Origin of the sequence: Streptococcus infantis (assembly GCF_047463635.1) — a bacterium.
Taxonomy (GTDB): domain Bacteria; phylum Bacillota; class Bacilli; order Lactobacillales; family Streptococcaceae; genus Streptococcus; species Streptococcus infantis_W.
In genome coordinates this window covers 31,236-53,032 of sequence record NZ_JASHDL010000014.1, presented here as the reverse complement: position 1 = coordinate 53,032, position 21,797 = coordinate 31,236, and the positions used below count along the sequence as shown (strand labels likewise).

27 protein-coding genes and 1 pseudogene are annotated in these 21,797 nt (G+C 39.6%); 15 read left to right on the top strand and 13 right to left on the bottom strand.

Annotated elements, in window-relative coordinates; all coding sequences use genetic code 11:
• Positions 1–148 precede the first annotated feature (148 nt).
• The 10 genes from QM867_RS08235 to QM867_RS08190 all read left to right on the top strand — a co-directional run bounded on the left by QM867_RS08235 (position 149) and on the right by QM867_RS08190 (position 6,632).
• Positions 149–496: a DNA-binding protein gene (locus QM867_RS08235; protein ID WP_315638892.1), complete on the top strand. Its 348-nt coding sequence runs from the start codon at positions 149–151 to the stop codon at positions 494–496.
• Positions 484–756 carry a MerR family transcriptional regulator gene (locus QM867_RS08230; protein WP_315638891.1) on the top strand — a complete coding sequence of 91 codons (273 nt, stop codon included), beginning with the start codon at positions 484–486 and terminating at the stop codon, positions 754–756. The genes QM867_RS08235 and QM867_RS08230 overlap by 13 nt, the downstream gene beginning before the upstream one ends.
• A complete protein-coding gene (locus QM867_RS08225; protein WP_414315540.1) occupies positions 753–1,613 on the top strand; it encodes a primase alpha helix C-terminal domain-containing protein in 861 nt (286 codons plus the stop codon). Before QM867_RS08230 ends, QM867_RS08225 begins: the two co-directional genes overlap by 4 nt.
• Before the next feature lie 79 nt (positions 1,614–1,692).
• Positions 1,693–3,135 (top strand): phage/plasmid primase, P4 family, encoded by a 1,443-nt coding sequence (locus QM867_RS08220; protein ID WP_315638889.1) that lies wholly within the window; start codon positions 1,693–1,695, stop codon positions 3,133–3,135.
• A gap of 364 nt (positions 3,136–3,499) precedes the next feature.
• Complete coding sequence (locus QM867_RS08215; RefSeq protein WP_315638887.1) at positions 3,500–4,024, top strand: hypothetical protein; 525 nt, start codon at positions 3,500–3,502, stop codon at positions 4,022–4,024.
• 89 nt (positions 4,025–4,113) lie between these two features.
• A complete protein-coding gene (locus QM867_RS08210) occupies positions 4,114–4,623 on the top strand; it encodes a hypothetical protein (protein WP_315640912.1) in 510 nt (169 codons plus the stop codon).
• Positions 4,624–4,989: 366 nt separating this feature from the next.
• Positions 4,990–5,409: a DUF1492 domain-containing protein gene (locus tag QM867_RS08205; protein WP_315638886.1), complete on the top strand. Its 420-nt coding sequence runs from the start codon at positions 4,990–4,992 to the stop codon at positions 5,407–5,409.
• A gap of 221 nt (positions 5,410–5,630) precedes the next feature.
• Positions 5,631–5,810: a type II toxin-antitoxin system HicA family toxin gene (locus QM867_RS08200; protein WP_001132280.1), complete on the top strand. Its 180-nt coding sequence runs from the start codon at positions 5,631–5,633 to the stop codon at positions 5,808–5,810.
• Between the two features lie 43 nt (positions 5,811–5,853).
• Positions 5,854–6,306 (top strand): type II toxin-antitoxin system HicB family antitoxin, encoded by a 453-nt coding sequence (locus tag QM867_RS08195; protein WP_261050117.1) that lies wholly within the window; start codon positions 5,854–5,856, stop codon positions 6,304–6,306.
• Between the two features lie 116 nt (positions 6,307–6,422).
• Positions 6,423–6,632, top strand: a complete 210-nt coding sequence (locus QM867_RS08190) for a BOW99_gp33 family protein (protein ID WP_315638885.1) — start codon at positions 6,423–6,425, stop codon at positions 6,630–6,632.
• A gap of 568 nt (positions 6,633–7,200) precedes the next feature.
• Here the strand turns inward: QM867_RS08190 and QM867_RS08185 are convergent.
• From QM867_RS08185 to QM867_RS08165, 5 genes are all read right to left on the bottom strand, one after another.
• Positions 7,201–8,127, bottom strand: coding sequence for an aldo/keto reductase (locus QM867_RS08185; RefSeq protein WP_414315539.1), 927 nt, complete (start codon positions 8,125–8,127; stop codon positions 7,201–7,203).
• A gap of 101 nt (positions 8,128–8,228) precedes the next feature.
• Entirely contained in the window at positions 8,229–10,226 is a 1,998-nt protein-coding gene (gene metG, locus QM867_RS08180; protein WP_414315538.1) for a methionine--tRNA ligase, read from the bottom strand.
• A 134-nt stretch (positions 10,227–10,360) separates the two neighbouring features.
• Positions 10,361–11,620 (bottom strand): ABC transporter permease, encoded by a 1,260-nt coding sequence (locus QM867_RS08175; protein WP_414294254.1) that lies wholly within the window; start codon positions 11,618–11,620, stop codon positions 10,361–10,363.
• A gap of 1 nt (position 11,621) precedes the next feature.
• On the bottom strand, positions 11,622–12,323 hold the full coding sequence (locus QM867_RS08170) for an ABC transporter ATP-binding protein (protein WP_414315537.1): 702 nt from the start codon (positions 12,321–12,323) through the stop codon (positions 11,622–11,624).
• Positions 12,307–13,494, bottom strand: coding sequence for an efflux RND transporter periplasmic adaptor subunit (locus QM867_RS08165; RefSeq protein ID WP_371607975.1), 1,188 nt, complete (start codon positions 13,492–13,494; stop codon positions 12,307–12,309). Before QM867_RS08165 ends, QM867_RS08170 begins: the two co-directional genes overlap by 17 nt.
• A 238-nt stretch (positions 13,495–13,732) precedes the next feature.
• On the opposite strand from QM867_RS08165, the gene gor reads away from it, so the two are divergent.
• Together gor and QM867_RS08155 are read left to right on the top strand one after the other, a co-directional pair.
• Complete coding sequence (gene gor / locus QM867_RS08160) at positions 13,733–15,079, top strand: glutathione-disulfide reductase (protein WP_371607974.1); 1,347 nt, start codon at positions 13,733–13,735, stop codon at positions 15,077–15,079.
• A gap of 139 nt (positions 15,080–15,218) precedes the next feature.
• Entirely contained in the window at positions 15,219–15,758 is a 540-nt protein-coding gene (locus QM867_RS08155; RefSeq protein WP_414315536.1) for a biotin transporter BioY, read from the top strand.
• A gap of 51 nt (positions 15,759–15,809) precedes the next feature.
• On the opposite strand, the gene QM867_RS08150 is transcribed toward QM867_RS08155, so the two are convergent.
• Positions 15,810–16,025: a YdbC family protein gene (locus tag QM867_RS08150; RefSeq protein ID WP_000807425.1), complete on the bottom strand. Its 216-nt coding sequence runs from the start codon at positions 16,023–16,025 to the stop codon at positions 15,810–15,812.
• Between the two features lie 98 nt (positions 16,026–16,123).
• On the opposite strand from QM867_RS08150, the gene QM867_RS08145 reads away from it, so the two are divergent.
• Entirely contained in the window at positions 16,124–16,444 is a 321-nt protein-coding gene (locus QM867_RS08145) for a hypothetical protein (RefSeq protein ID WP_414315535.1), read from the top strand.
• A gap of 30 nt (positions 16,445–16,474) precedes the next feature.
• On the opposite strand, the gene QM867_RS08140 is transcribed toward QM867_RS08145, so the two are convergent.
• The 6 genes from QM867_RS08140 to rpsP all read right to left on the bottom strand — a co-directional run bounded on the left by QM867_RS08140 (position 16,475) and on the right by rpsP (position 19,036).
• Positions 16,475–16,813: an ATP cone domain-containing protein gene (locus QM867_RS08140; RefSeq protein ID WP_001196044.1), complete on the bottom strand. Its 339-nt coding sequence runs from the start codon at positions 16,811–16,813 to the stop codon at positions 16,475–16,477.
• Positions 16,814–16,825: 12 nt separating this feature from the next.
• Entirely contained in the window at positions 16,826–17,545 is a 720-nt protein-coding gene (gene trmD / locus QM867_RS08135) for a tRNA (guanosine(37)-N1)-methyltransferase TrmD (RefSeq protein ID WP_414315534.1), read from the bottom strand.
• Positions 17,535–18,053 (bottom strand): ribosome maturation factor RimM, encoded by a 519-nt coding sequence (gene rimM, locus QM867_RS08130; RefSeq protein ID WP_414315533.1) that lies wholly within the window; start codon positions 18,051–18,053, stop codon positions 17,535–17,537. Before rimM ends, trmD begins: the two co-directional genes overlap by 11 nt.
• A gap of 71 nt (positions 18,054–18,124) precedes the next feature.
• Positions 18,125–18,460, bottom strand: coding sequence for a MazG nucleotide pyrophosphohydrolase domain-containing protein (locus tag QM867_RS08125; RefSeq protein WP_248035414.1), 336 nt, complete (start codon positions 18,458–18,460; stop codon positions 18,125–18,127).
• A gap of 44 nt (positions 18,461–18,504) precedes the next feature.
• Positions 18,505–18,744 carry an RNA-binding protein KphA gene (gene kphA, locus QM867_RS08120; RefSeq protein WP_075567830.1) on the bottom strand — a complete coding sequence of 80 codons (240 nt, stop codon included), beginning with the start codon at positions 18,742–18,744 and terminating at the stop codon, positions 18,505–18,507.
• A gap of 19 nt (positions 18,745–18,763) precedes the next feature.
• Positions 18,764–19,036, bottom strand: a complete 273-nt coding sequence (gene rpsP, locus QM867_RS08115; RefSeq protein WP_049520696.1) for a 30S ribosomal protein S16 — start codon at positions 19,034–19,036, stop codon at positions 18,764–18,766.
• A 178-nt stretch (positions 19,037–19,214) separates the two neighbouring features.
• Between rpsP and QM867_RS08110 the strand changes: the two genes are divergently transcribed.
• Positions 19,215–19,415: a hypothetical protein gene (locus QM867_RS08110; RefSeq protein ID WP_075227226.1), complete on the top strand. Its 201-nt coding sequence runs from the start codon at positions 19,215–19,217 to the stop codon at positions 19,413–19,415.
• A gap of 406 nt (positions 19,416–19,821) precedes the next feature.
• Here QM867_RS08110 and QM867_RS08105 read toward each other — a convergent pair whose 3' ends face one another.
• The gene (locus QM867_RS08105) at positions 19,822–20,403 is read right to left on the bottom strand and encodes a TMEM175 family protein (RefSeq protein ID WP_414315541.1); all 582 of its coding nucleotides are present in this window, start codon (positions 20,401–20,403) and stop codon (positions 19,822–19,824) included.
• A 1,168-nt stretch (positions 20,404–21,571) separates the two neighbouring features.
• Between QM867_RS08105 and QM867_RS08100 the strand changes: the two are divergent.
• Positions 21,572–21,786 (top strand): annotated as a pseudogene (locus tag QM867_RS08100) (hypothetical protein).
• Positions 21,787–21,797 lie beyond the last annotated feature (11 nt).

The following is a 21,797-nucleotide window of genomic DNA, read 5'->3' as shown; positions in this document are numbered from 1 at the left end:
TACTTTATCTAAACCACCGAGACCGCAAAAAAAGCGCTCAAATTGAGCGAGAAAGCAAACAGACGATAGAAATACCTAGCGAGGATTTAAACCCTGAATATGGGCGATATATCCAGCTTGCAGGGGTAGACGTATGGGGAGGAATTGAATGAGTCTAACAATGAATGACAAGCGAGTATTAAGACTAATTAAGGTAGGGGCTGAGAACTCCATAACAGGGGCAGAAATCAGCTTACTCACTAAGCTAGCAGAAAGAACCGTACAGGACATTATCAGTCGCCTGATCACGCGCTACGGTGTTCCTATCATCGGGGTACGTCACGGAGCTTTCAGAGGCTACTTTATCCCAGCTAACAAAGAGGAGTTACTGGACGGAGCAAAGGCATTCTATAACCAGGTACAAGAGGAACAGAAGCGCCTAACCGTCCTTTTAAATGCCGATTTAGAGAGTTACAAGCAACTGCTGAAGGGAGCTGATGAACAATGTTCAGTTTAAGCAAAGAAAGTGAAAACAGTCTAAAACGTGGCATCTTAAAACTGGTAGAAAACTTTCTAAAAGACTATTTAAAGCCTAAACAACGTATAACAGGACTAATGACACCTAAACAACTCAAGGAAGAGTTAGAGATAGATTACAACACCTTAAAACGTTGGGAACGCGCAGGGCTAAAAAGGTTCACTCCTCCTATCGAGGATACACGCAAAGTCTTTTATAGAATCGATGATATTCTAATATTTCTAGGAGCTGAAAGATGACAATTTACGAGGCTAGAGGCTTTCAGGGTAATCTTGTCTATCCATTTGATAAGATTGAGCCATTCCAGTATATTGAACGCTTTAAGCCTTTGGTAGTCCCTGAAGGGGCAAACATTGAAGAATTTAAGCGTACACAAGCGCCTTACTATATCAGTGGGAAAGTGACACCAGAAAAGAATGGCAGTTACAAGCGAAACAACTCCAGTCTAATCTATCGGGATTTGATTTTTCTTGATTATGACGATATACAGGGAACGTCTGAGGACTTCATAGAAGCCGTTTCTAGCGCCTTGTTTGGCTACTCCTACATCTTGTACCCGACTATCAAACATAGCCCAGAAAAGCCCCGTTTTCGCCTTGTGGTGAAGCCTGACAACGTGATGAATGAGGTAACCTATAAGCAGGTAGTAAAGGAGATTGCTGACAAGATAGGACTACCCTTTGACATGGCCAGTCTAACCTGGTCACAACTCCAGGGGCTACCAATCACAACAGGAGACCCAGCAAGTTATCAAAAAATTGTCGAGCATGGCCTAGATTATCCAGCCCCCAAAGTTGAACCAAGAGCGAAGCTAGAAACTACTGAAAAATTCACACCCAGAACGAGTGGCCAGAGATCAATGACCATGAGAATTATTGACACTCTATTTCATGGTTTTGGAGACGAGGGAGGGCGTAACGTAGCACTGACACGCTTTGTAGGTTTACTCTTTAATAAATGGGTTGATTGTGACCTAGAGACTGCATACGAGCTTACAAAGATAGCCAATAGCGTGACTGCTGAACCTTTACCAATCGAGGAACTAGATCGTACATTCAGTAGCATAGCACGGACAGAATATAGAAAGAGAGGGTAAAGCCATAGAACTAGAAGAATTAGAAAACCTAAAAAGTGAAATCTTGGAGGTGAGAGAGCAAGAACAACCTCCTAGAACGATGAAGGAGCTTGAAAATCGTATCTTTAAAGCTGGTGAAGAATGGCGGGCAGAACATACCGAAACAAAGGTAAATGAGTCCACAGGGGACGTTACCGAAAAGGTTGCGATGCCCCAAACATTCACAGTAGCTAAAATACTGAGCGAGATTGTCACATTTACTTTTATCAGCAAGAGCAATGTTCCTGATTATAGCCTACTCTATATCTATGATTTAGACGAGGGTATCTATACCGCTAGTAATGATCTTTTCAATCTTTTGTGTAAGACTTTTGACGTGAGAATTAAACCCAGAGAGTGGCCACAGATTAAGTTAATGGTTAGGACATTGACCAAGATACAAAAACCTTTAGAAAGTGCTGACCTTATCCCTGTAAAAAATGGAATTATTAACCTAAAAACAAAGGAACTACTCCCTTTTAGTCCTAAGTATGTAATTACAAGCAAGATCAGCACGGCTTACCACGCGCCTAAACGAGTCCCAACAGATCGAGAGGGCAAAACTTTTGACGCTTGGCTAAACTCAATCGCATGTAATGACAGCGAACTGGTAACACTGTTTTGGCAGATTATCCTTGAAGCTATAAACCCTAACCACACCCGAAATAAGTTTGCTATCTTCTACGGGGACGGTAACAACGGTAAAGGGACATTTCAGCGCTTCCTTATCAATCTGATAGGAGAAAGCAGTATATCAGCATTAAAGCCAGCACAGTTTGCTGAAAAACATAACTTAGAAACCTTGGTAGGAAAAGTTTGTAATATTGGGGATGAAGCACCTAATGAATACTTAAAAAATCCGTCTGATTTAATGAGTATCACTAGCGGGGACACTGTTCTAGTCAATCCAAAAGGTCGGCCAGCTTTTGAAGCTACTTTTAAGCTATTCAATATCTTTTCAGGAAATTATATCCCCAGTGGTGGGAACAAGACAAAAGGCTGGTATCGTAGAATTATGATCGTACCTTTCAATGCTGACTTTAACGGGGAAAAGGAAAAACCTTGGATAAAAAATGAGTTTTTAGCAAATAAGGAAGTCCTAGAATATGCCCTATACAAAGCTATCAATCAAGAGCCATTTACTCACTTTATCGAACCCAAAGCAGTTAAAGGCCTTCTAGAAGAATATCAGGAAGATAACGACTACTTGCTTTCATGGGTTAAACACGAATACATGGAAAAAGGTTGGCATGAGCTGGACGTAGTACCTGTTTTTATCGTTACAAGATCACTGAAGCATTATGCTGAGGACATGGGAATACCCAAGCCCAATGTTTACGGAGCAGGTAAAGAAACTATCAGGCACTTACAACAGTTGACGCCCTATCGGTATTCTCTAAGAAAGAAAAGAGTTCCTTCAGAAGATTTTGAGAAACTAGAGGCATGGGACGCTGACAAGATAAAAATGCGGACACCTCAACACTCTATCACTAAGCAAGAATAAGTGTGACGTTCTTTTTTCGCTGAAATCCTTGATAATACTGATTTTCTTGAAAAAAGTGTGACGTTGTGTGACGTTCTCAAAAAAGAAGGTCACACCCCTTGAAGCCTTGATATATCTAGCTTTAGGGGAATAGGTGTGACGTTGTGACATTCTTTCCAACTCTTATATATAGAAAAAATACAGTATTTATATATATAGGAACGATAAAACAAAAGAACGTCACAGGGTCACAGGAGTGGCCTAACCCATAGAGCCCCAAGGGTTTGAGCGTGTGACGTTCTTTGTCACAGAAGGTCACAGAATGTCACATAACACGAAAAATATTACATAATTTACCTTAAACTAAGAAACGGAGAAAAACAACATGACATTAAAATCAATTTCAGACAAAGCAAAAACATTCACTTTCACTTACTATTTTTGTGATCAGGCGACTGCTCAAGTAGCAGGTCACGCGCTACTGGGATACATGACTGGGACATATTGCCAGCCTGTAATCTCATTGACCTACAAGGATAAAGGCACGCTTGTCGCTGAGTATGTGGAAGATTACAAGCTAAACAAGACTTTCAAGCGTATTTGTGACAGCTTTAAAGACTACCACAAACAACCAGGAGAGGCTGCAGCGTTTGAAGAATGTTACAAACGGGAGCGCGTGCTTCAACTCAAAGAGTCAGAGGATTTTGAGAGTTTGCTCAATAAGGTTACAGACTACGAGCTAGAACTATTAGACTATGCTGATCGCTTGCTTTCTGATAAGCCTATCCCTATGGACTCTATGACCGCTTTTGGTACGTTGGAAATGCTGGGCGATGAAAGTATTAGCCTACTCCAAAAGTTGGACGTAGAAGGCGAATATAAAGGCCTTGCTGGTTATTCAGGTCAATAAAACATAGGAGGTGGAGCAATCCCCTTTTGACATTTAGGCAATAGATTTGGGTTTTTCCATATAGGAGTATTTTTGAACGAATGGAAGTTATAAAATCAATAACCATAGAGACATTTATAAAGCCAATGAAAAACCAGAATATCAGTCACGGTATAGCTGAGTTGAACGGTAGAAAACTGGAAATAGACCTAGATAGTCTGTACATCACCTTTGGAAGTAATCATTTTGATTTAGCAAGTATACCAGGAACTAAGGGAGGTAATCGCTACTTCTTTCTCTGTCCTATTTGTGGTAATCGATGCAGAAAACTCTATAAGAGACTGTTTCAATATGGTTGTGGATCATGCCAGAAAATACACAAGTCAACACTGAACCGAAATAAGACAGATTGCCAATACTATTGGGAGCTTGCGCTTAGGGAAGCTAGAAAGGTAGAACCAGGGTGGAGTCCCAAACGTGGCGGATATATGTTCGATGGTTTTCCTGAAAGACCAAAGTATATGAAACGTGCCAAATATTATAAGCATTATCAAAAGTTTGTTAACTACACCAGAAAAGGGGATAGCTTTTGGCTGAATGGTTTGGGATCCCTGAGATAATTTGTAGTAGGGTGCAATTTACAAAACAAATAAATACTACATATTAGACGGTTAAAACTTTGAAATAAGTCAGCTATATCAAGACTTTTGACGGATTCGAGCGTTCCAAAAAAGGGTGCGGTAAACGTTCCAAAAAGGGTGAGGTTTTGGTTAGGTAGTGGCCAAAAAAACGCCTTAAAAATAAGGGATAATATGGTGTTGAACTCCGAGCGAACGCCGAGAAAATAGCTCTTGAACAGAGAACGAACAGAGAAGATTACATAGCTTGAAGCTAGAGAGAACATAGAGAAATAGCAAAAAAAGCCAAGGCGCTCCGCCTCAGCTATAATTAACACAATAAAATTATACCATACAGGAGGCCAAGGCATGACACCAGAGCAGGTAAAAGAAAAACTAGAGGGCGTCAAGTGGATAAACAAGGAGATCAAAGGCTTATATTTGGAATTGGAAGTCCTGGAAGGTGGTATTATCCAAAAGCAAGAACTGAGCACTACAAGAGTACAAACAAGCAGGGTAAATACAGCAGAAAATAACCTTATAAGTGTTCTGAAGCTAAAAGAGGATACGCTCCAGAGAATTGAGCGTCTCACTGAGGAAAGAATGGCAATATCTGGGCTAATCGATAAGCTGGCCAATCCGTTTGAGCGTTCTGTTCTAAGGCTTTTTTACTTGAATGATCTCGACGCTTGGGAGGTTGCTGAGGAAATAGGGAAGTCTAAATCTTCGATATATCGAGTAATGCAGGAAGCTATAGAACATTTGGCAGGTATGATAAATGTGGATTGATTTAACCTTACCACAGAATTAGGAGCGTATGGGGAGCTCTAAGCCCCATATTTGCCCCTATTTCACTTTGTTTTGGACTGGACGACTAAAACACCATGGATAAACTACAAGCCCTTAGAAACGAATCTGGGGGCTTTTGCTATTTGAGAGATAACAAGTATTATCCCTTTACAATACGTGTAGTACGTGTTATAATAATACTGTCAGGAGGTAAAAGCGCTATGCCTATGACACAAAAAGAGATGGTCAAACTCCTTACGGCTCATGGTTGGATAAAAACCAAAGGCGGTAAAGGCTCCCATGTTAAAATGGAGAAGGAAGGGGAAAGACCTATCACAGTCCCTCATGGTGAACTGAATAAGTACACTGAAAGAGGGATAAGAAAGCAAGCAGGACTGTAATAAAGGCAGTCCCCCTGCTTGTCTTTGATTTTGGAGGTAAACTATGCTTGTCACTTATCCAGCTTTATTTTATTATGACGATACAGACGGAGCTAACGCCCCTTACTTTGTAACTTTCCCAGATTTTGAACATTCAGCAACTCAAGGGGAGGATATGGCAGACGCTATGGCAATGGCCAGCGATTGGCTCGGTATTAACCTAGCTGATTATATCGAGAATGGGCGAGAAATTCCTACCCCTACTCCTATTAACGCTTTATCTTTGGCTTCTAACAACCCTTTCCAGGATGATGAGGACATAGATCTAGTCTATGATCCTAGTAAATCTTTTATCTCTATGGTTATGGTTGACGTTGCAGAATATCTAGGCAGTCAAGAACCTGTTAAAAAAACCCTAACCATTCCACGTTGGGCGGATACATTAGGGCGTGACCTAGGGTTAAACTTCTCACAGACCCTAACAGACGCTATTGCTGATAAAAAAATCCATGCTTAATAATTAACTATGATATAATTGACTTATAAACAGGGCTTTTCCATCTCCCCTTGAAACAGTTCATTCTGCAGTAGGAGGTGGGACGGTTCTGTTTTTACCATAAAGGAGTATTTAACATGGCAAAAGTTAAAGAAAAATGGAATCCAACAATAACCCATATTGTCCCTAAAGGTACTAAACTAGCAGACGGTACAATATTAGACAAAGAAACCACCTTAACACAAGAAGAATTTGCTAAAAATCCCCCTGTTATTCCAGCAGGACACCCTGTTTATAATATTTTAGCTGGCATTATCAGAGAGAAGATAGAAAAAGGAGAGTTATAACATAAAGACACAGTATATTTCCACTTGATATTCGCGTAAAACAGTATTGTAAAAGGCAACAAAATTAGCAACCACGCGATTTTAGGTATCTTATCTTTTCGATAGATAAATAACCAATGCGCGTGATAAACATGTTATAATATTTTCACAGCTTGAGGCTTGCATAGTCTACCCAAAAAGGGAGAGTTAGACCGAGAGGTCACACACTCCCTTTTTGGGTATAATAAACCTATCAGATAAGCAAAAACAACTAAAAAAGCGTAGCTGGTGACTACGCTAGTTCTTGCCTGCTGAACTCGTAAATTATTGACCTATTTTAGGTCTTTTTTTACTCCCCTTTTTGTGGACTTTGGGAGAATATTAAAGGTCATTTGTGACTATGTTTTTTCAAAAAGTCCACAAAAATAAAGCCTATAAACTCCTATTTGAAGCCATTCCTAGACGCTTTTCAGAATTTCTTCAAATGTCATGTTTTTCTCCTTTGTTATCTATAAATCTTAATTTAATTATAACAAAAAACCGTTTTCCAACGGCTTTTTGACTGTGATTTCTTAAAATGCATTTTTTCCTAAGGCAAATCATTCCCTGCTGCTAGGTAAATCTCATACCATTCTTTTCGAGTTAGAGTCAGGTTACTTGCTTGACTGGCTTCTAGCAAATGTTTAGGGTTAGTTGTCCCTACCACCGCTTGCATCTTAGCTGGATAGCGTAACACCCAAGCGATAGCAATAGCTGATGGGCTTACACCATATTTTTGCGCAAGACGGTTTAAAACTTGATTCAAAGCTTGAAACTGCTCATTACCAACAAAATTGCCCTTAAAATAGCCAAACTGCAAGACTGACCAAGCCTGAATGACTATATCGTTTAGTTTGCAGTATTCAAAGATGCTTCCATCACGTACAACAGCCTTGTCACCTTCCATATTGACATGGAAGCCTGCTTCAAAACCTGGCGTGAAAGCTGCACTTAGTTGTAACTGATTGATCATTAGAGGCTGTTTGACCTCTTTCTTCAGTAATTCCATCATCATAGGATTTTGGTTGGATACACCAAAATCTTGAACCTTACCTGATTTGTGAAGGATATCAAAGGCCTCTGCTACTTGATCAGCTTCCATCAAAGCATCTGGACGATGGAGAAGCAAGCTATCTAAATAATCAACCTGCAATCGTTGTAGAATCCCATCAACTGACTCTAAAATATAATCTTTTGAAAAATCAAAATAGGTAAATTCTTCTATGCGAATGCCACACTTGGACTGAATCCACATCTTTTCTCGCAGGTCAGGACGATTGTTTAACACTTGACCCAGTAATTCTTCGCACCGACCACGACCATAGATATCTGCCAAGTCAAAGGCGTTGATTCCCACAGATAGGGCTGTTTCTACCAGCTCCTCAACTTCTTTGACCGATTTATCACTGATTCGCATCATACCGAGGACAATTTCTGATAGTTCTCTTTTCTCTTGACCAAATGTAATGTATCTCATGGCAACTTCCTCCGTTTTTTTTCATTATAATGCAGAATGCCTCTTTTATCAACTATCGTCATACAAAAGAAAAGAACCAGCTCAAGCTGGTCCTTTTAATCTTAGCCAATCACACTTCCATTTGGTACAGCTGGATCAACTGTGAGAAGGGTTAATTTCCCATCATGTTCAGCTGAGAGAATCATCCCTTGGCTGACATATTTTTTCATCATCTTGCGTGGTTTAAGATTGGCAACGATTTGGACTTTCTTGCCGACCAATTCTTGTTCGTTTGGATAGTACTTAGCAATTCCTGAGAGGATTTGACGATCTTCACCATCTCCAGCATCCAAGCGGAATTGAAGCAACTTATCAGAACCTTCTACTTTAGAAACTTCTTTTACTTCAGCAACACGGATTTCAACCTTATCGAAGTCTTCAAATTTGATTTCATCCTTGTTGAGTTTGAGTTCGACTTCATCTGGATTCCATTCCTTTTCGACTGCCGGCTTGTTACCTTCCATTTGTTCCTTGATATAGGCGATTTCTTCTTCCATATCCAGACGTGGGAAGATTGGTGTTCCTTTGGCCACTACAGTCACACCTGCAGGTAAATCAGCCAAGCTCAGGTTTTCAAGGCTAGCAACTTTTGCTAGACCAAGTTGAGTCAAAACTGCACGACTGGTTTCCATCATAAACGGCTCAATCAAGTGAGCAACGACACGAAGGCTAGCTGCCAAATGGCTCATAACACTTGCTAATTGATCACGGAGAACTTCATCCTTAGCCAAGACCCATGGTGCTGTTTCATCAATGTATTTGTTAGTACGTGAGATCAGGGTCCAGACGGCTTCAAGTGCACGGGGGTAGTCAACTGCTTCCATATGTGTATGGTAGTCAGCGATTGATTGTGCTGCAACATCAGCTAGAGCATGGTCAAATTCAGTCACTCCTTCTACATAGGCAGGGATTTGACCATCAAAGTACTTGTTAATCATTGAAACAGTACGGTTGAGGAGGTTTCCGAGGTCATTTGCCAATTCATAGTTGATACGACCTACATAGTCTTCTGGAGTGAAGGTGCCATCTGAACCAACAGGAAGGCTACGCATGAGGTAGTAGCGAAGCGGATCTAGACCATAGCGTTCTACCAACATTTCAGGGTAAACGACATTCCCTTTAGACTTGGACATCTTGCCGTCTTTCATGACAAACCAACCATGGGCAATCAAGCGGTCAGGTAATTTAACATCCAACATCATGAGAAGGATTGGCCAGTAGATGGAGTGGAAACGAAGGATATCTTTTCCGACCATGTGGAAGACAGTTCCATTCCAGAACTTGTCAAAGTTGCCATGCTCATCTTGACCATATCCAAGGGCTGTCGCATAGTTGAGAAGGGCATCGATCCAAACATAGACTACGTGTTTTGGATTTGATGGGACTGGGACACCCCATGTAAAGGTTGTACGAGAAACTGCCAAATCTTCCAAACCTGGCTCGATGAAGTTACGCAACATTTCATTGAGACGACCATCAGGAGTGATGAATTCAGGATGTGATTTGAAAAATTCGACCAAACGGTCTTGGTATTTGCTGAGGCGAAGGAAGTAAGACTCTTCTGAGACCCACTCCACTTCGTGACCTGATGGAGCAATACCACCAGTTACATTTCCAGCTTCGTCACGGAAAACTTCCGCAAGCTGGCTTTCTGTAAAGAATTCCTCATCTGAGACTGAATACCAACCTGAGTATTCACCTAAGTAGATGTCATCTTGAGCAAGCAAGCGTTCAAAGACTTGAGCCACTACTTTTTCATGGTAGTCATCTGTGGTACGGATAAATTTATCATATGAGATATCCAGTAATTGCCAGAGTTCTTTAACTCCAACTGCCATACCATCAACATAAGCTTGAGGTGTGATGCCTGCTTCTTCTGCTTTTTGTTGAATCTTTTGACCATGCTCATCAAGACCAGTCAGATAAAAGACATCGTAGCCCATCAGGCGTTTGTAGCGAGCTAGAACATCACAAGCAATGGTTGTGTAGGCAGAACCGATATGAAGTTTACCAGATGGATAGTAAATCGGTGTTGTAATATAAAAATTCTTTTCAGACATAATTTTTCCTTTCCAGGCAAATGAAACCTGTTTTTCTAACACTTCATTATATCATATTTTGATGATTTTCGATAAGGAAATCCATACAAAAACAAGACAGACTGATGTCCATCTTGTTTTTCATCTTGATTATCTTATTCATAGCGAAGAGCTTCAATCGGATCTAGCTTAGAAGCTTTATTGGCTGGTAGAACTCCGAAAATCATACCGATGCCAGCTGAGACCGCTAAACTAAAGAGAGCGATTGGGATGGATACTCCAACTTCTATTCCTGCAATCAAGTTTTGAAGAAGAACACCTGCAAGCATGGTCACTCCTGCAGCAAGCAGAAGACCGATGACCCCACCTAATAAGGTCAAAATCATGGATTCAATCAAGAACTGAACCAGAATATTAGCTCGTGTTGCTCCTAGTGCTTTACGTAGACCAATCTCACGGGTACGCTCTGTCACCGAAACAAGCATAATGTTCATAACACCAGTACCACCGACAAAGAGGGAAATCCCCGCAATGGCACTAATAATCGTTGTTATGAAGCCAAACATTTGTTGCACTTCGTTGAAGGCTTCCGTTGCATCTGCTATCTGATACTCCCCTTGTTGGAGACCAGCAATCTCCGTCATTCTTCTTGCTAACTCTGGTCCTAAAGTCTGTGTCAAGCTAGTATCATTGACACGGAAGACAATATTTGAAATCTCGTCTGTGTTAAAATTGGCTGCAAGAGAAATATTGGTCGTGATTGGTAGTCCTCCGACTCCAAAGGCTTTTGCAGCCTTAGCTTCTTTACTTGCATAAACACCAATAACACGGTAACTGATTTCATTTACTTCAACAAGCTGATTGAGAGCTTCTTGCGCTGAACCAAAAAGGCTATTGGCTAGTTCTTCATCTAAAATGATCACGTTTGCAAAATCCTTATAGTCTTGTGCTCTAAGACTTCGACCTGCAATGATTTCATTTTCGACCGCATCCATATAAGTGACATTTCCACCAGTCATGTTAGCGTGTTCCACCTTTTTATCCTTATAGGTCAAGGTTACATTGGCTGAGTTGGTCACATAGTAACTATCCACTCCCTTGAGCTTAGCAGCTTCCTTAACCCAGGATTCTTGAGGTTTTGGTGGTTCAACAAAAACATCTTCCTCTTTACCAGACAGAGTTAGAGCAGACTGCTTCTGGGTAAAGGAACCGTCCTTACTCTTGGTAGGTGAGAAAAAGACATGGATGTCTTTCTGGGACTTGGTCATATTTTTATTGACCTGACGAGACATGGAATCTCCCAAAGCCATGATAACTACAACAGAGGAAACACCGATAATAATTCCAATCATGGTGAGGAAGGAACGCATCTTGTGGGCCATAATGGATGAAAAGGCAAATTTCAGATTCTGCATCTTAGTTTTCCTCCTTTTCTACTTGGGCACTATCAGACGAAATGATACCATCACGAATGACAATTTGTCTTTTGGCGTAGGCAGCAATTTCAGGTTCATGCGTAACCATAATGATGGTTTTTCCTTCTTTATTTAATTCAACTAAGAGTTGCATGATCTGATTTCCAGTTTTAGTATCCAAAGCTCCAGTAGGCTCATCTGCCAAGATGATTGAAGGATTGTTGACCAATGCACGCGCAATGGCAACCCTTTGCTTCTGACCACCTGACAACTCCGAAGGTAAGTGATGGCTACGCTCAGTCAACTCAACCTTTTCCAGATATTCTTCTGCTAATTTGCGACGCTTTGAAGCACCAACTCCTGCATAAATCAGAGGAAGTTCCACATTTTGGAGGGCATTCATTTTGGACAAGAGAAAGAATTGTTGAAAGACAAATCCGATTTCTTGATTTCGAACCTTAGCTAATTGTTTTTCACCTAGACCAGCTACTTCTTTTCCATCTAGGAAATACTGACCACTTGTAGGGGTATCTAACATACCAATGGTATTCATGAGGGTTGACTTACCTGAACCGGATGGTCCCATGATAGCTACAAATTCTCCCTCTTGAACTTCTAGGTTAATGTTTTTAAGGACTTGAAGTTCTTGGTCACCATTTCGATAGCTACGGCAGATATTTTTGAGGCTAATTAGTTGCTTCATCAGTCTTCACCTCTTTCCCTTCTTCTAAGGAAGCTGTCGGATTACTGATGACTTTTGCTCCATCTGTCAAACCAGATGTGATTTCTTGGTTTTCTGCGTCCGCATTGCCCAATCCAACTTCAACTTTTTTGGCCTTTTGATTTTCATCAAGAATCCAAACATAGTTTTTGTCTTCTTCCATCACTACACTCGAAATTGGAACGATCAAGGCCTTGCTCTTATTCTTGACTTCAACACTAACAGTAAATCCTTGCTTCAAATCGCCAATTTCACTAGTTACATCGACCGTATATGGGTACTTAGATCCTGAGTTTGAACCAGCTAAGCTACTACTTGCTTCGCTACTGTTCTTTGGATAATTTGAAATATAGCTAATCTTACCATTCCAAGTTTTATCTGGGTAAACCTTTGAAGTAAAGGTAACTTCTTGGCCGACAGAAAGATTGGCAAGATTGTACTCAGAAAGCTCTCCCTTGACCTGCAAATTGTCATTGCTTACGATATGAACCAAAACTTGGCTACTTCCCGTTGGTGATTTTGAAACATTGCGGTTTACTTCAACAACTGTACCTTCTACAGTACTCAAAACTGTAGCGGCATCCAACTGAGCCTGGGCTTTTTCAAGTTGTGCCGCTGCGTCCGCACGAACATCACGGGCATCACTGATTTGTGAATCAATAGAAGCTGTAGCTGATGTAGAAGATTGCGCTTGGGCTTGGTCCGTAGCGCCTTCAATCCCTGCTTGAGGGAGCACAGGTGTTGCTGCAGCAGTATTTCGAGCCTCATTCAATTCATTGATATGACGGTCAGCTTTAGCAACTGCACGACTGGCAGCATCATAGGCTGCTTGAGCATCTGCACTACTATACTTGACTAAGGCCAGGCCTTCGCTTACCTTGTCACCAACTGAAACTAGAACCTCATCCAAATCTCCCTTGCTGCCATCAAAATAAACATATTGTTCTTTTTGTGCAGTTACACTACCCGATAGAAGAACCGATGAAGCAACCGTTCCTTCTTTAGCTACAGCAATTTTAGCAGGTTCGTCAATTGCTGCACTTTGGTTTGGTTGTCTAAATAAGAGAATAGCTCCTGCACCAATTACGAGGGCTGATGCAACTCCGATAGCGGTATATAAAGGCCATTTCTTGGCGATTTTCTTTCTTTTCATAAGAACTCCTTCTTTACAAATATATATTAAGATTATAGCACAAGTCCCAAAAATGGACAATTGATTTCTTATTATCCAAAAACATTTGCTAAATCTTTTATTGTTGTATTAGTTATATAATACACTTTCTTTTTTATTTTTGCAAGCATTTTCTTAAAAATTTTTAAGCGTAGCAGATTTTTGCATTGACCTCCAAAAAAAGATAGAATATGACTAGAAAACAACAAAGGAGCTTTCTATGAGAGAATACGATATTATCGCCATTGGAGGAGGTAGCGGGGGTATTGCTACCATGAATCGTGCTGGTGAACATGGTGCTAAAGCGGCAGTTATTGAGGAAAAGAAATTAGGTGGAACCTGTGTCAATATTGGCTGCGTTCCTAAGAAAATTATGTGGTACGGAGCTCAAATCGCAGAGAGCATCCACAAATATGGACCAGACTATGGTTTTACAAGTACTGGTAATGAATTTGATTATGCAAGGCTTCGTAAAAATCGTGAAGCCTATATTGATCGTGCTCGCTCTTCTTATGGTGGAAGCTTTAAGCGTAACGGAGTTGATTTGATTGAAGGACGCGCCGAGTTCGTTGATGCTCATACTGTTAGTGTCAATGGAGAGTTGATCCGAGCTAAGCACATCGTGATTGCGACTGGTGCACATCCTCAAATCCCTGCCATTCCTGGTGCAGAACTAGGTGGTAGTTCTGATGATGTCTTTGCTTGGGAAGAGTTGCCTGAATCTGTAGCCATTCTTGGGGCAGGTTACATTGCTGTCGAATTAGCTGGCGTGCTCCATACTCTTGGTGTACAGACTGATTTATTTGTCCGTCGTGAACGTCCACTTCGTGGATTTGATAGCTATATTGTTGAGAGCTTGGTTCAAGAAATGGAAAATACTGGATTAAACCTCCACACCCATAAGGTTCCTGCTAAACTTGAAGAAACTGAACAAGGCATTACCATTCATTTCGAAGATGGTAGTACTCATACTGCCAGTCAAGTTATCTGGGCAACTGGTCGCCATCCAAACGTTGAAGGACTCCAGCTAGAAAAGGCAGGCGTTACTCTCAATGAACGTGGTTTCATCCAAGTTGACGAATACCAAAACACAGTCGTTGATGGTATCTACGCCCTTGGTGATGTCACCGGTGAAAAGGAACTGACTCCTGTTGCTATCAAGGCTGGACGTACACTCTCTGAAAGACTTTTCAATGGAAAAACCAATGCCAAAATGGACTACACTACTATTCCAACTGTTGTCTTTTCACACCCTGCTATTGGAACTGTTGGGCTAACTGAAGAAGAAGCCATTAAAGAGTATGGACAAGAAAACATCAAAGTCTATACTTCAAAATTTGCTTCTATGTATTCAGCAGTTACCAGCCACCGTCAAGAAGCTCGCTTCAAGCTCGTTACAGCTGGTGCAGACGAAAAGGTTGTTGGTCTTCATGGTATCGGCTACGGAGTTGACGAAATGATTCAAGGTTTTGCAGTTGCTATCAAAATGGGAGCTACAAAAGCTGACTTTGATGCTACCGTTGCTATCCATCCAACTGGTTCAGAAGAGTTTGTGACTATGCGTTAATCCCTCAAAGAGACCCCTTGGTCTCTTTTTGGTTTAAATCGGCCATTACAGATTTGTAACCTTTATTTTTAAAACAGGTTGACAATCATCCCCCTTCCAGTATAATAGTTACTATAAATTAAAAAAGAGGTTAACTATTATGAAAAAAGCACATATTTACGCTATTCCTGCTATTGGAGCTGCTCTGATTGCAGTATTAGCCCAAATCAGTGTCCCAATTGGACCTGTTCCGTTTACTCTACAAAACTTTGCTATCGGACTCATTGCTACTGTTTTTAGACCAAGGGAAGCCGTTCTTTCTGTTGGTCTCTATCTCTTGCTGGGTGCTATCGGTATTCCTGTCTTTGCCAGTGGGGGAGCTGGTTTTCATGTTTTGGTAGGTCCAAGCGCTGGCTATCTTTGGTTTGACCTTGTCTATGCTGGACTTACGTCCTACCTTATCCATAAGAAGAGTGGTTATATTCGTATCTTTCTTGCAAATCTCTTGGGAGATTCCCTTGTCTTTGTTGGTGGTATTCTCAGCCTCCACTTCCTTGCTGGTATGCCTTTTGATAAAGCACTAGCTGTCGGTGTCATTCCCTTTATCATTCCTGATCTTGCAAAAATTATTGCCATCAGTTTTATCGGTCGACCACTCCTTCAACGTCTCCGTACTCAATCCTATTTTTCAAGCAAATAAAAAGAGGCCGGGTTTTTCCCAGCTTCTTTTGGATTATTCTTACATGATTGCTTATTGATTCTTAAAGGCATCGACCATCACTTGAAACTCCTCGTTTGAGAGGGTGATTCCTTTCCCCATCTTAGTGTGGTCTGGACTCCAAGCACGAATGTCAAACTTTGCTGGTGCTCCGTTAAAGCTGACACGATTGATTTCTTTGGTCCAACCTTTTTCATTCTCTGAGAGCGTAAGTAAGTGTTCCTCGATTTCAAATGTAAATTCTGCCATTGTATTCTCCTTTTAATTGTCTTCACTTGATTATTCGTAAAATCTTGTAGATTTTTTTAAAATTGTATATAATAATGGTAAAAAGAAGGGAGGCTCCGATGAAAGATTTATTTAAACACGTTCAACAAAAAGTGCAAAATTTTCTCAATGGACGAGCTGAACCTGACCACTCCAAAACTGACTCCCTGACAGCTACCATTAAAGAGGCAGTCCTGAAAAAAACTGCTGTCCACATTATTTTTTCAGATACAAGTTTTACAGGGGATATCATCAAATATGATACAGATCGTCAGCAAATCATCGTTAAAAATTTTGCAAAAAATGTGACCCGCATTATTCGAATCCCAGATATTCAGAAAGTGAGTTTTGTTCCCTCGACTGTCCAAACAGCCCAAAAAAATCGATTTAAGAAAGAGTGAGATGAGTTTGCTTCATCTCACTCTTTTCTATTAACGAATTTGTTCAAAATGAAGGTGAACAGCAATATGTTCTCCGTAACCACTTCTCTCTAAATCACGTTGCAAACGGTAAGAGATATAGTGTTCAGCGATGGTAATATAGCCTGCGCCAAGCAAGCGATGCTCAACCATTGATTGAATCATGCTGATTGTCGCACGCTCCACTTTTGCCTCTTCTAGATCCAAGACAACTTTCTTAGTTACCTGAGCTAGATTTTGACGTAAATCATCTGTCAAAACATAAACCGTTTGAGCAGCTTTGAGAATGGCTTGATAGATTTTATCTGGATCAAAGTCGGCAACTTGTCCATCACGTTTAATGACTTGCATAGGCTTCTCCTTTTAATTTGTATTTTCTTTAATGTTCGCTAACATTTTTGCTTCTTCTGCTGTTAATTCGTAATGTTCCAACAAATCTGGTCTACGCTCATAAGTTTTTTTGAGACTTTCATAGAGACGCCATTGGCGAATCTTCTCATGATGCCCACTCATAAGCACTTCTGGAACCACCATACCACGATAATCGTAAGGACGTGTGTACTGAGGATATTCAAGAAGGCCTGATGAAAAGCTATCATCTTGATGACTGGTTTCCTTCCCAATCACTTCTGGTATCAAACGTACTGTCGCATCAATCATGGTCATTGCTGCAAGTTCTCCACCAGTCAGCACATAATCACCTAGGGAAATCTCATCTGTTACCAAGGTCTTAATGCGTTCATCATAGCCCTCGTAGTGACCACAGATAAAGATGAGTTCCTCTTCTTGTGCTAAATCTTCAGCATAAGCCTGGTCAAACTGCTTACCAGCAGGATCCAAAAGGATCACGCGCGGATTTTTCTTTTGAATAGCATCAAAGGTATCAAAGATTGGTTGCGCTCGCAGGAGCATGCCTTGACCACCACCGTAGGGTTCGTCATCGACATGACGAGCCTTTTCAGCATATTCACGAAAATTATGATACTGGATATCTAAAAGCCCCTTTTCACGGGCCTTTCCAACGATAGAATGTTCTAGTGGAGAGAACATCTCTGGAAAGAGGGTTAAAATATCAATCTTCATCGTCTAACCCTTCTAAGAGTTCTACATCCACGCGCTTATTAGGAATATCAACATTGAGCACGACCGGTGGGATGTATGGTAAAAGCAGGTCACGTTTCCCCTTGCGCTTAACTACCCAAACATCATTGGCCCCTGGTTGAAGAATTTCCTTAATGGTTCCAATCAAGTTATCACCCTCGTAAACCTCTAAGCCGATAATTTCGTGATAGTAAAATTCACCCTCATCTAGGTCATTAAGGTTTTCTTCTGCAACCTTCAAACTGTAGCACTTGTATTTTTCGATATCATTGATGTGATACATATCCTTAAATTTGATGATATCAAAGTTTTTATGCTTACGGTGACTTGCGATAATCACTGTTCTAACAAATTGATCCTTCTCATCAAACAAGGCCAGCTCTGCACCTTTTTTAAAGCGTTCTTCCGAAAAATCCGTCACAGATAAGACTCTCATCTCACCTTGCAAACCTTGCGTATTGACGATTTTTCCAACGTTAAAATAGTTCATTTGATCTCCTGTGTATGTTTCTCCCTTTATTTTATCACGTTCTAGGTATTTTCACAAGTTGGAGGAAAAAGCTAGTTCTGACCTTCGGCTTCTAAATATCCTTCCAAATCTCGTTCATGTTGATATTTGATAGCTGCCTTTTTGTCTTTTTCAAAAATGGTCTTGGTTAGATCAATGTCGTTGATGGCTGCAATTGCGACGGTGTAGTGAATGATATCAACCAGTTCTTTGGCAAGTTCCTCGTTAGAATCCTGAACCCCTTCTTTTCGACCAGAGCGTCCATTCAAAACCTCGGCTACTTCTCCGACTTCCTCCACTAGCTTGATAAAAAGACCTTCCTCAGTCCGAGACTGCTGGTAATGTTCGAGTAAGTAGTCTTGTAATTGTCTAAACGTTAAATCCTTCATATCCTGCTCCTTGCAAAAAAAGCGAGACATCCGTCCCGCTTTTCTTATTTTTCGTCAATAACGATTCTTACTTTTTTGTCTTCAGTTGGGACAGAGTAGACAATCGTTCTTATCGCAGAGATAGTGCGACCCTTACGACCAATCACACGACCTACATCACTCTGGTCAAGATTCAAATGGTATTCCATAAACTCTGGAGTGTCTTGAATTTTGATAGTTAAGGCATCTGGTTGTGAAATCAAAGGTTTCACAATTGCAATAATGAGATTTTCAATCGTATCCATCTGTCAACCTACTTTAAACTTATTTAGAGAATTTAGAATCGTGGAATTTCTTCAATACACCTTCTTTTGAAAGGATGTTACGTACTGTATCTGAAGGTTGAGCTCCATCAGCCAACCATGCCAAAATACGGTCTTCTTTCAAAGTTACTTGGTTTTCAGCAACAAGTGGGTTGTATGTTCCAACTGTTTCGATGAAACGTCCATCACGTGGTGAACGTGAATCTGCAACGTTAATACGGTAGAAAGGTTTTTTCTTAGAACCCATACGAGTCAAACGGATTTTAACTGCCATTTTTAATATCTCTTTTCTTTTATTTTTTAGTTCGGTGAAATAGCTGAGCTATTTAGCACATGTTCTATTATAGCAGATTTCTAAGAGGTGTCAAGAAAAAAACTTGACAGACTTTAAAATTTTTAATTTTTTTAGAAATTTGTTAGGCTAATAGAGATACATTAGAAAGAGAAACTTTATGAATACTAGTCCAGAGAAGATTTACAAAGACCATCAAGTCAAACCTTACATCTCTCCAAATTGTGATATAGAGGATTGGCTACTAGGCCCCAAACCTGTCCCAAAACGAAATATGGAATTATTAGAAGACAATCTCCTGGCAGGTGATATTATCCTCCTCTGGAGAATCCAGTTTGGCACTTTTACAACCGAAACATGATTTTAAAAACTCCCATTCAAATATGATTCAAAATTCGCTTAAAATCAATGTTTTCCCACTTTTTTAAAAAACATATTTTCATCTAATTTAAATAACTTTCAATTAAATGGTATGAATTTTGCTTAAAATCATCAAAAACACCCCATGGTGTGAACCACGAAGTGTTGTAAATGCTGTATTGTAGCTAGTTCTTAACGTTTAGAGAACTGCCTAGCTTTACGAGCTTTCTTAAGATCTGGTTTGGAAAGTACGGGTTTCAGTTGGACTAAAAACAGCGAAATGTCAAGGATTTTAAGAACGATATCTACTATTTAATTTATAAAATATGAATTAATAGATTCTAAATAGGGGAATAGTTTAGGTCTGTAATCATTAAAATAATACACCTAACTTTGGTCACCATTTTTTAGTTATTCACTCTTTTTTCAGATAGTGTTTTTAAAGTTATGATGTAAAATGCCGCAATTAAAACACTATACATCATAATCGGAGGATAGACAATTAAGGATAGAATCAATCCCACTCCTTTAATTATTAGGTCAGGTATCAATAACTTTCTATATTGTGCGGTAGCTTCAAGTAATTCTTTCTGATCTATATTGGGTTTATCAATTACTTTATGTAAAAACCAGTTTGCTACCGTTGAAACAATAACGATCAGTCCATAAAAGAGCTGTGCCGTATGATTCATGAAATGACTACTAACTATTCCAGTAGCATAGGGCATAAATGAAACAAAAAATAAAAGAAATAAATTCCACCAAACAATTTGTTGAGAAATTTTCTCAACCTTTTCCCACAATGTATTTAGTGTCATCCATAACGATCCCAACCAGAAAAAGGAAAGAAAATAAGCAAAGAAATTTTGCCGTAAATCCCAAAAAGCTTGAAGACTTGGTGTCGTTGGTTTTTCTAACTCTAAAATCAAAATGGTCATAATAATTGCTAGAACCGCATCTGTCAATGCAATTAATCTATCTTTCTTCATCAGATTACATCGCCTTTCATTTTGTAGCATTCTATCTCATCGTATAATATTTATTAATCTTAAATATTAGATATTCATTTCATACTTTGAATATAAACAAAATACACTAAAAAATATGCATCTACCATATCTTATTTAACTTTAGAAATATTCATCCATCTAATTAATAAATTATATCATATTTCACAATAAATGAATACTATCAAAGATACATTTTCTTTCAAATTCCTCCCTTTTCACTTGATCACTTATTGTTGCTTAGATTTATAAAAAACAACCAAATTTGTATCAATTTCAAGTATCACCTAGTTACAAAAATTTGGGGTAAACAGAAAAAGCATCCCGTATTTTTGATACGAAATGCTTTCAATAAATGTAAATAAGTTTTAACGTTTACTAAATTGTGATGCTTTACGAGCTTTCTTTAGACCTGGTTTCCAAAGTATTTTGAGTATACTTATGGCATTGATATCCCAAAACATTTAGATACGCTTGTTGAAAAAGGATATGCTATCATCGAAACCGCTTTTGATTCGCTTGACCATCTAAATACTACTATGAAAAAGAGCATCCTTAAAAAGAAGGGTGTTACTGGACTTTCTAAAATGAAGGTTGCCAACCCGAATCAAGCCCTTCATAACCATTTTCAGAAGAAGAATTAGCTGGTCACTTTTCGCTTCGCGGTTATAGACTAACTCCAAAAGGAGAACGGGCACTCAAAGACCATCAAGCAATCATTGACCGCCATCCAAAGAAGAATCTTTAATCAACCAAGTCAGGTTGATTTTTTTGAAAACAGTTTCTTAAAAAAATCTAATCAATTCACTTACGAGAAAAAATTTTTTATGGTAAACTGATGTCTAATCAAAAAGAAATGGAGATTATAATGCCTAGAAATTTTAAAGAAGCTCTTTTATTTACAACACTAATGTGTTCCATGATGGTATTCGGTATGTCTATTTGGAATCTTTTTATTGTTGGTCAACTTTCACTACATCATTTAGCCCTTGGTTACATTCCTGGTTTTGTTACAGCCTTTTTATTGGATGTCATCCTTGTTGGACCAATCGTTAAGTCAATTGCCTTTCGTATCCTCAAGGATCATCATAAACGCTGGCAGAAAATCATTACAATTTCTGGAGGAATGGCAGTTCTCATGGTCACTTTCATGTCCTTCTATGGACTTTTCTACAATGGCATTGCTATCACACCCAAGACCTATCTAAGTGCCTGGATCGTAAACTTTATTGCAGCTCTTCCTCTAAATTTCCTAATTGTTGGACCAATTGCCCGTTTTATACTAAGTTCTTTTCAGAAACCATTTGCTGGGAAGAAGAAGTTGAAGATTTTCAAGATGATGATGAAATCCCAACTATTATCTAAGCCAGTTCTGT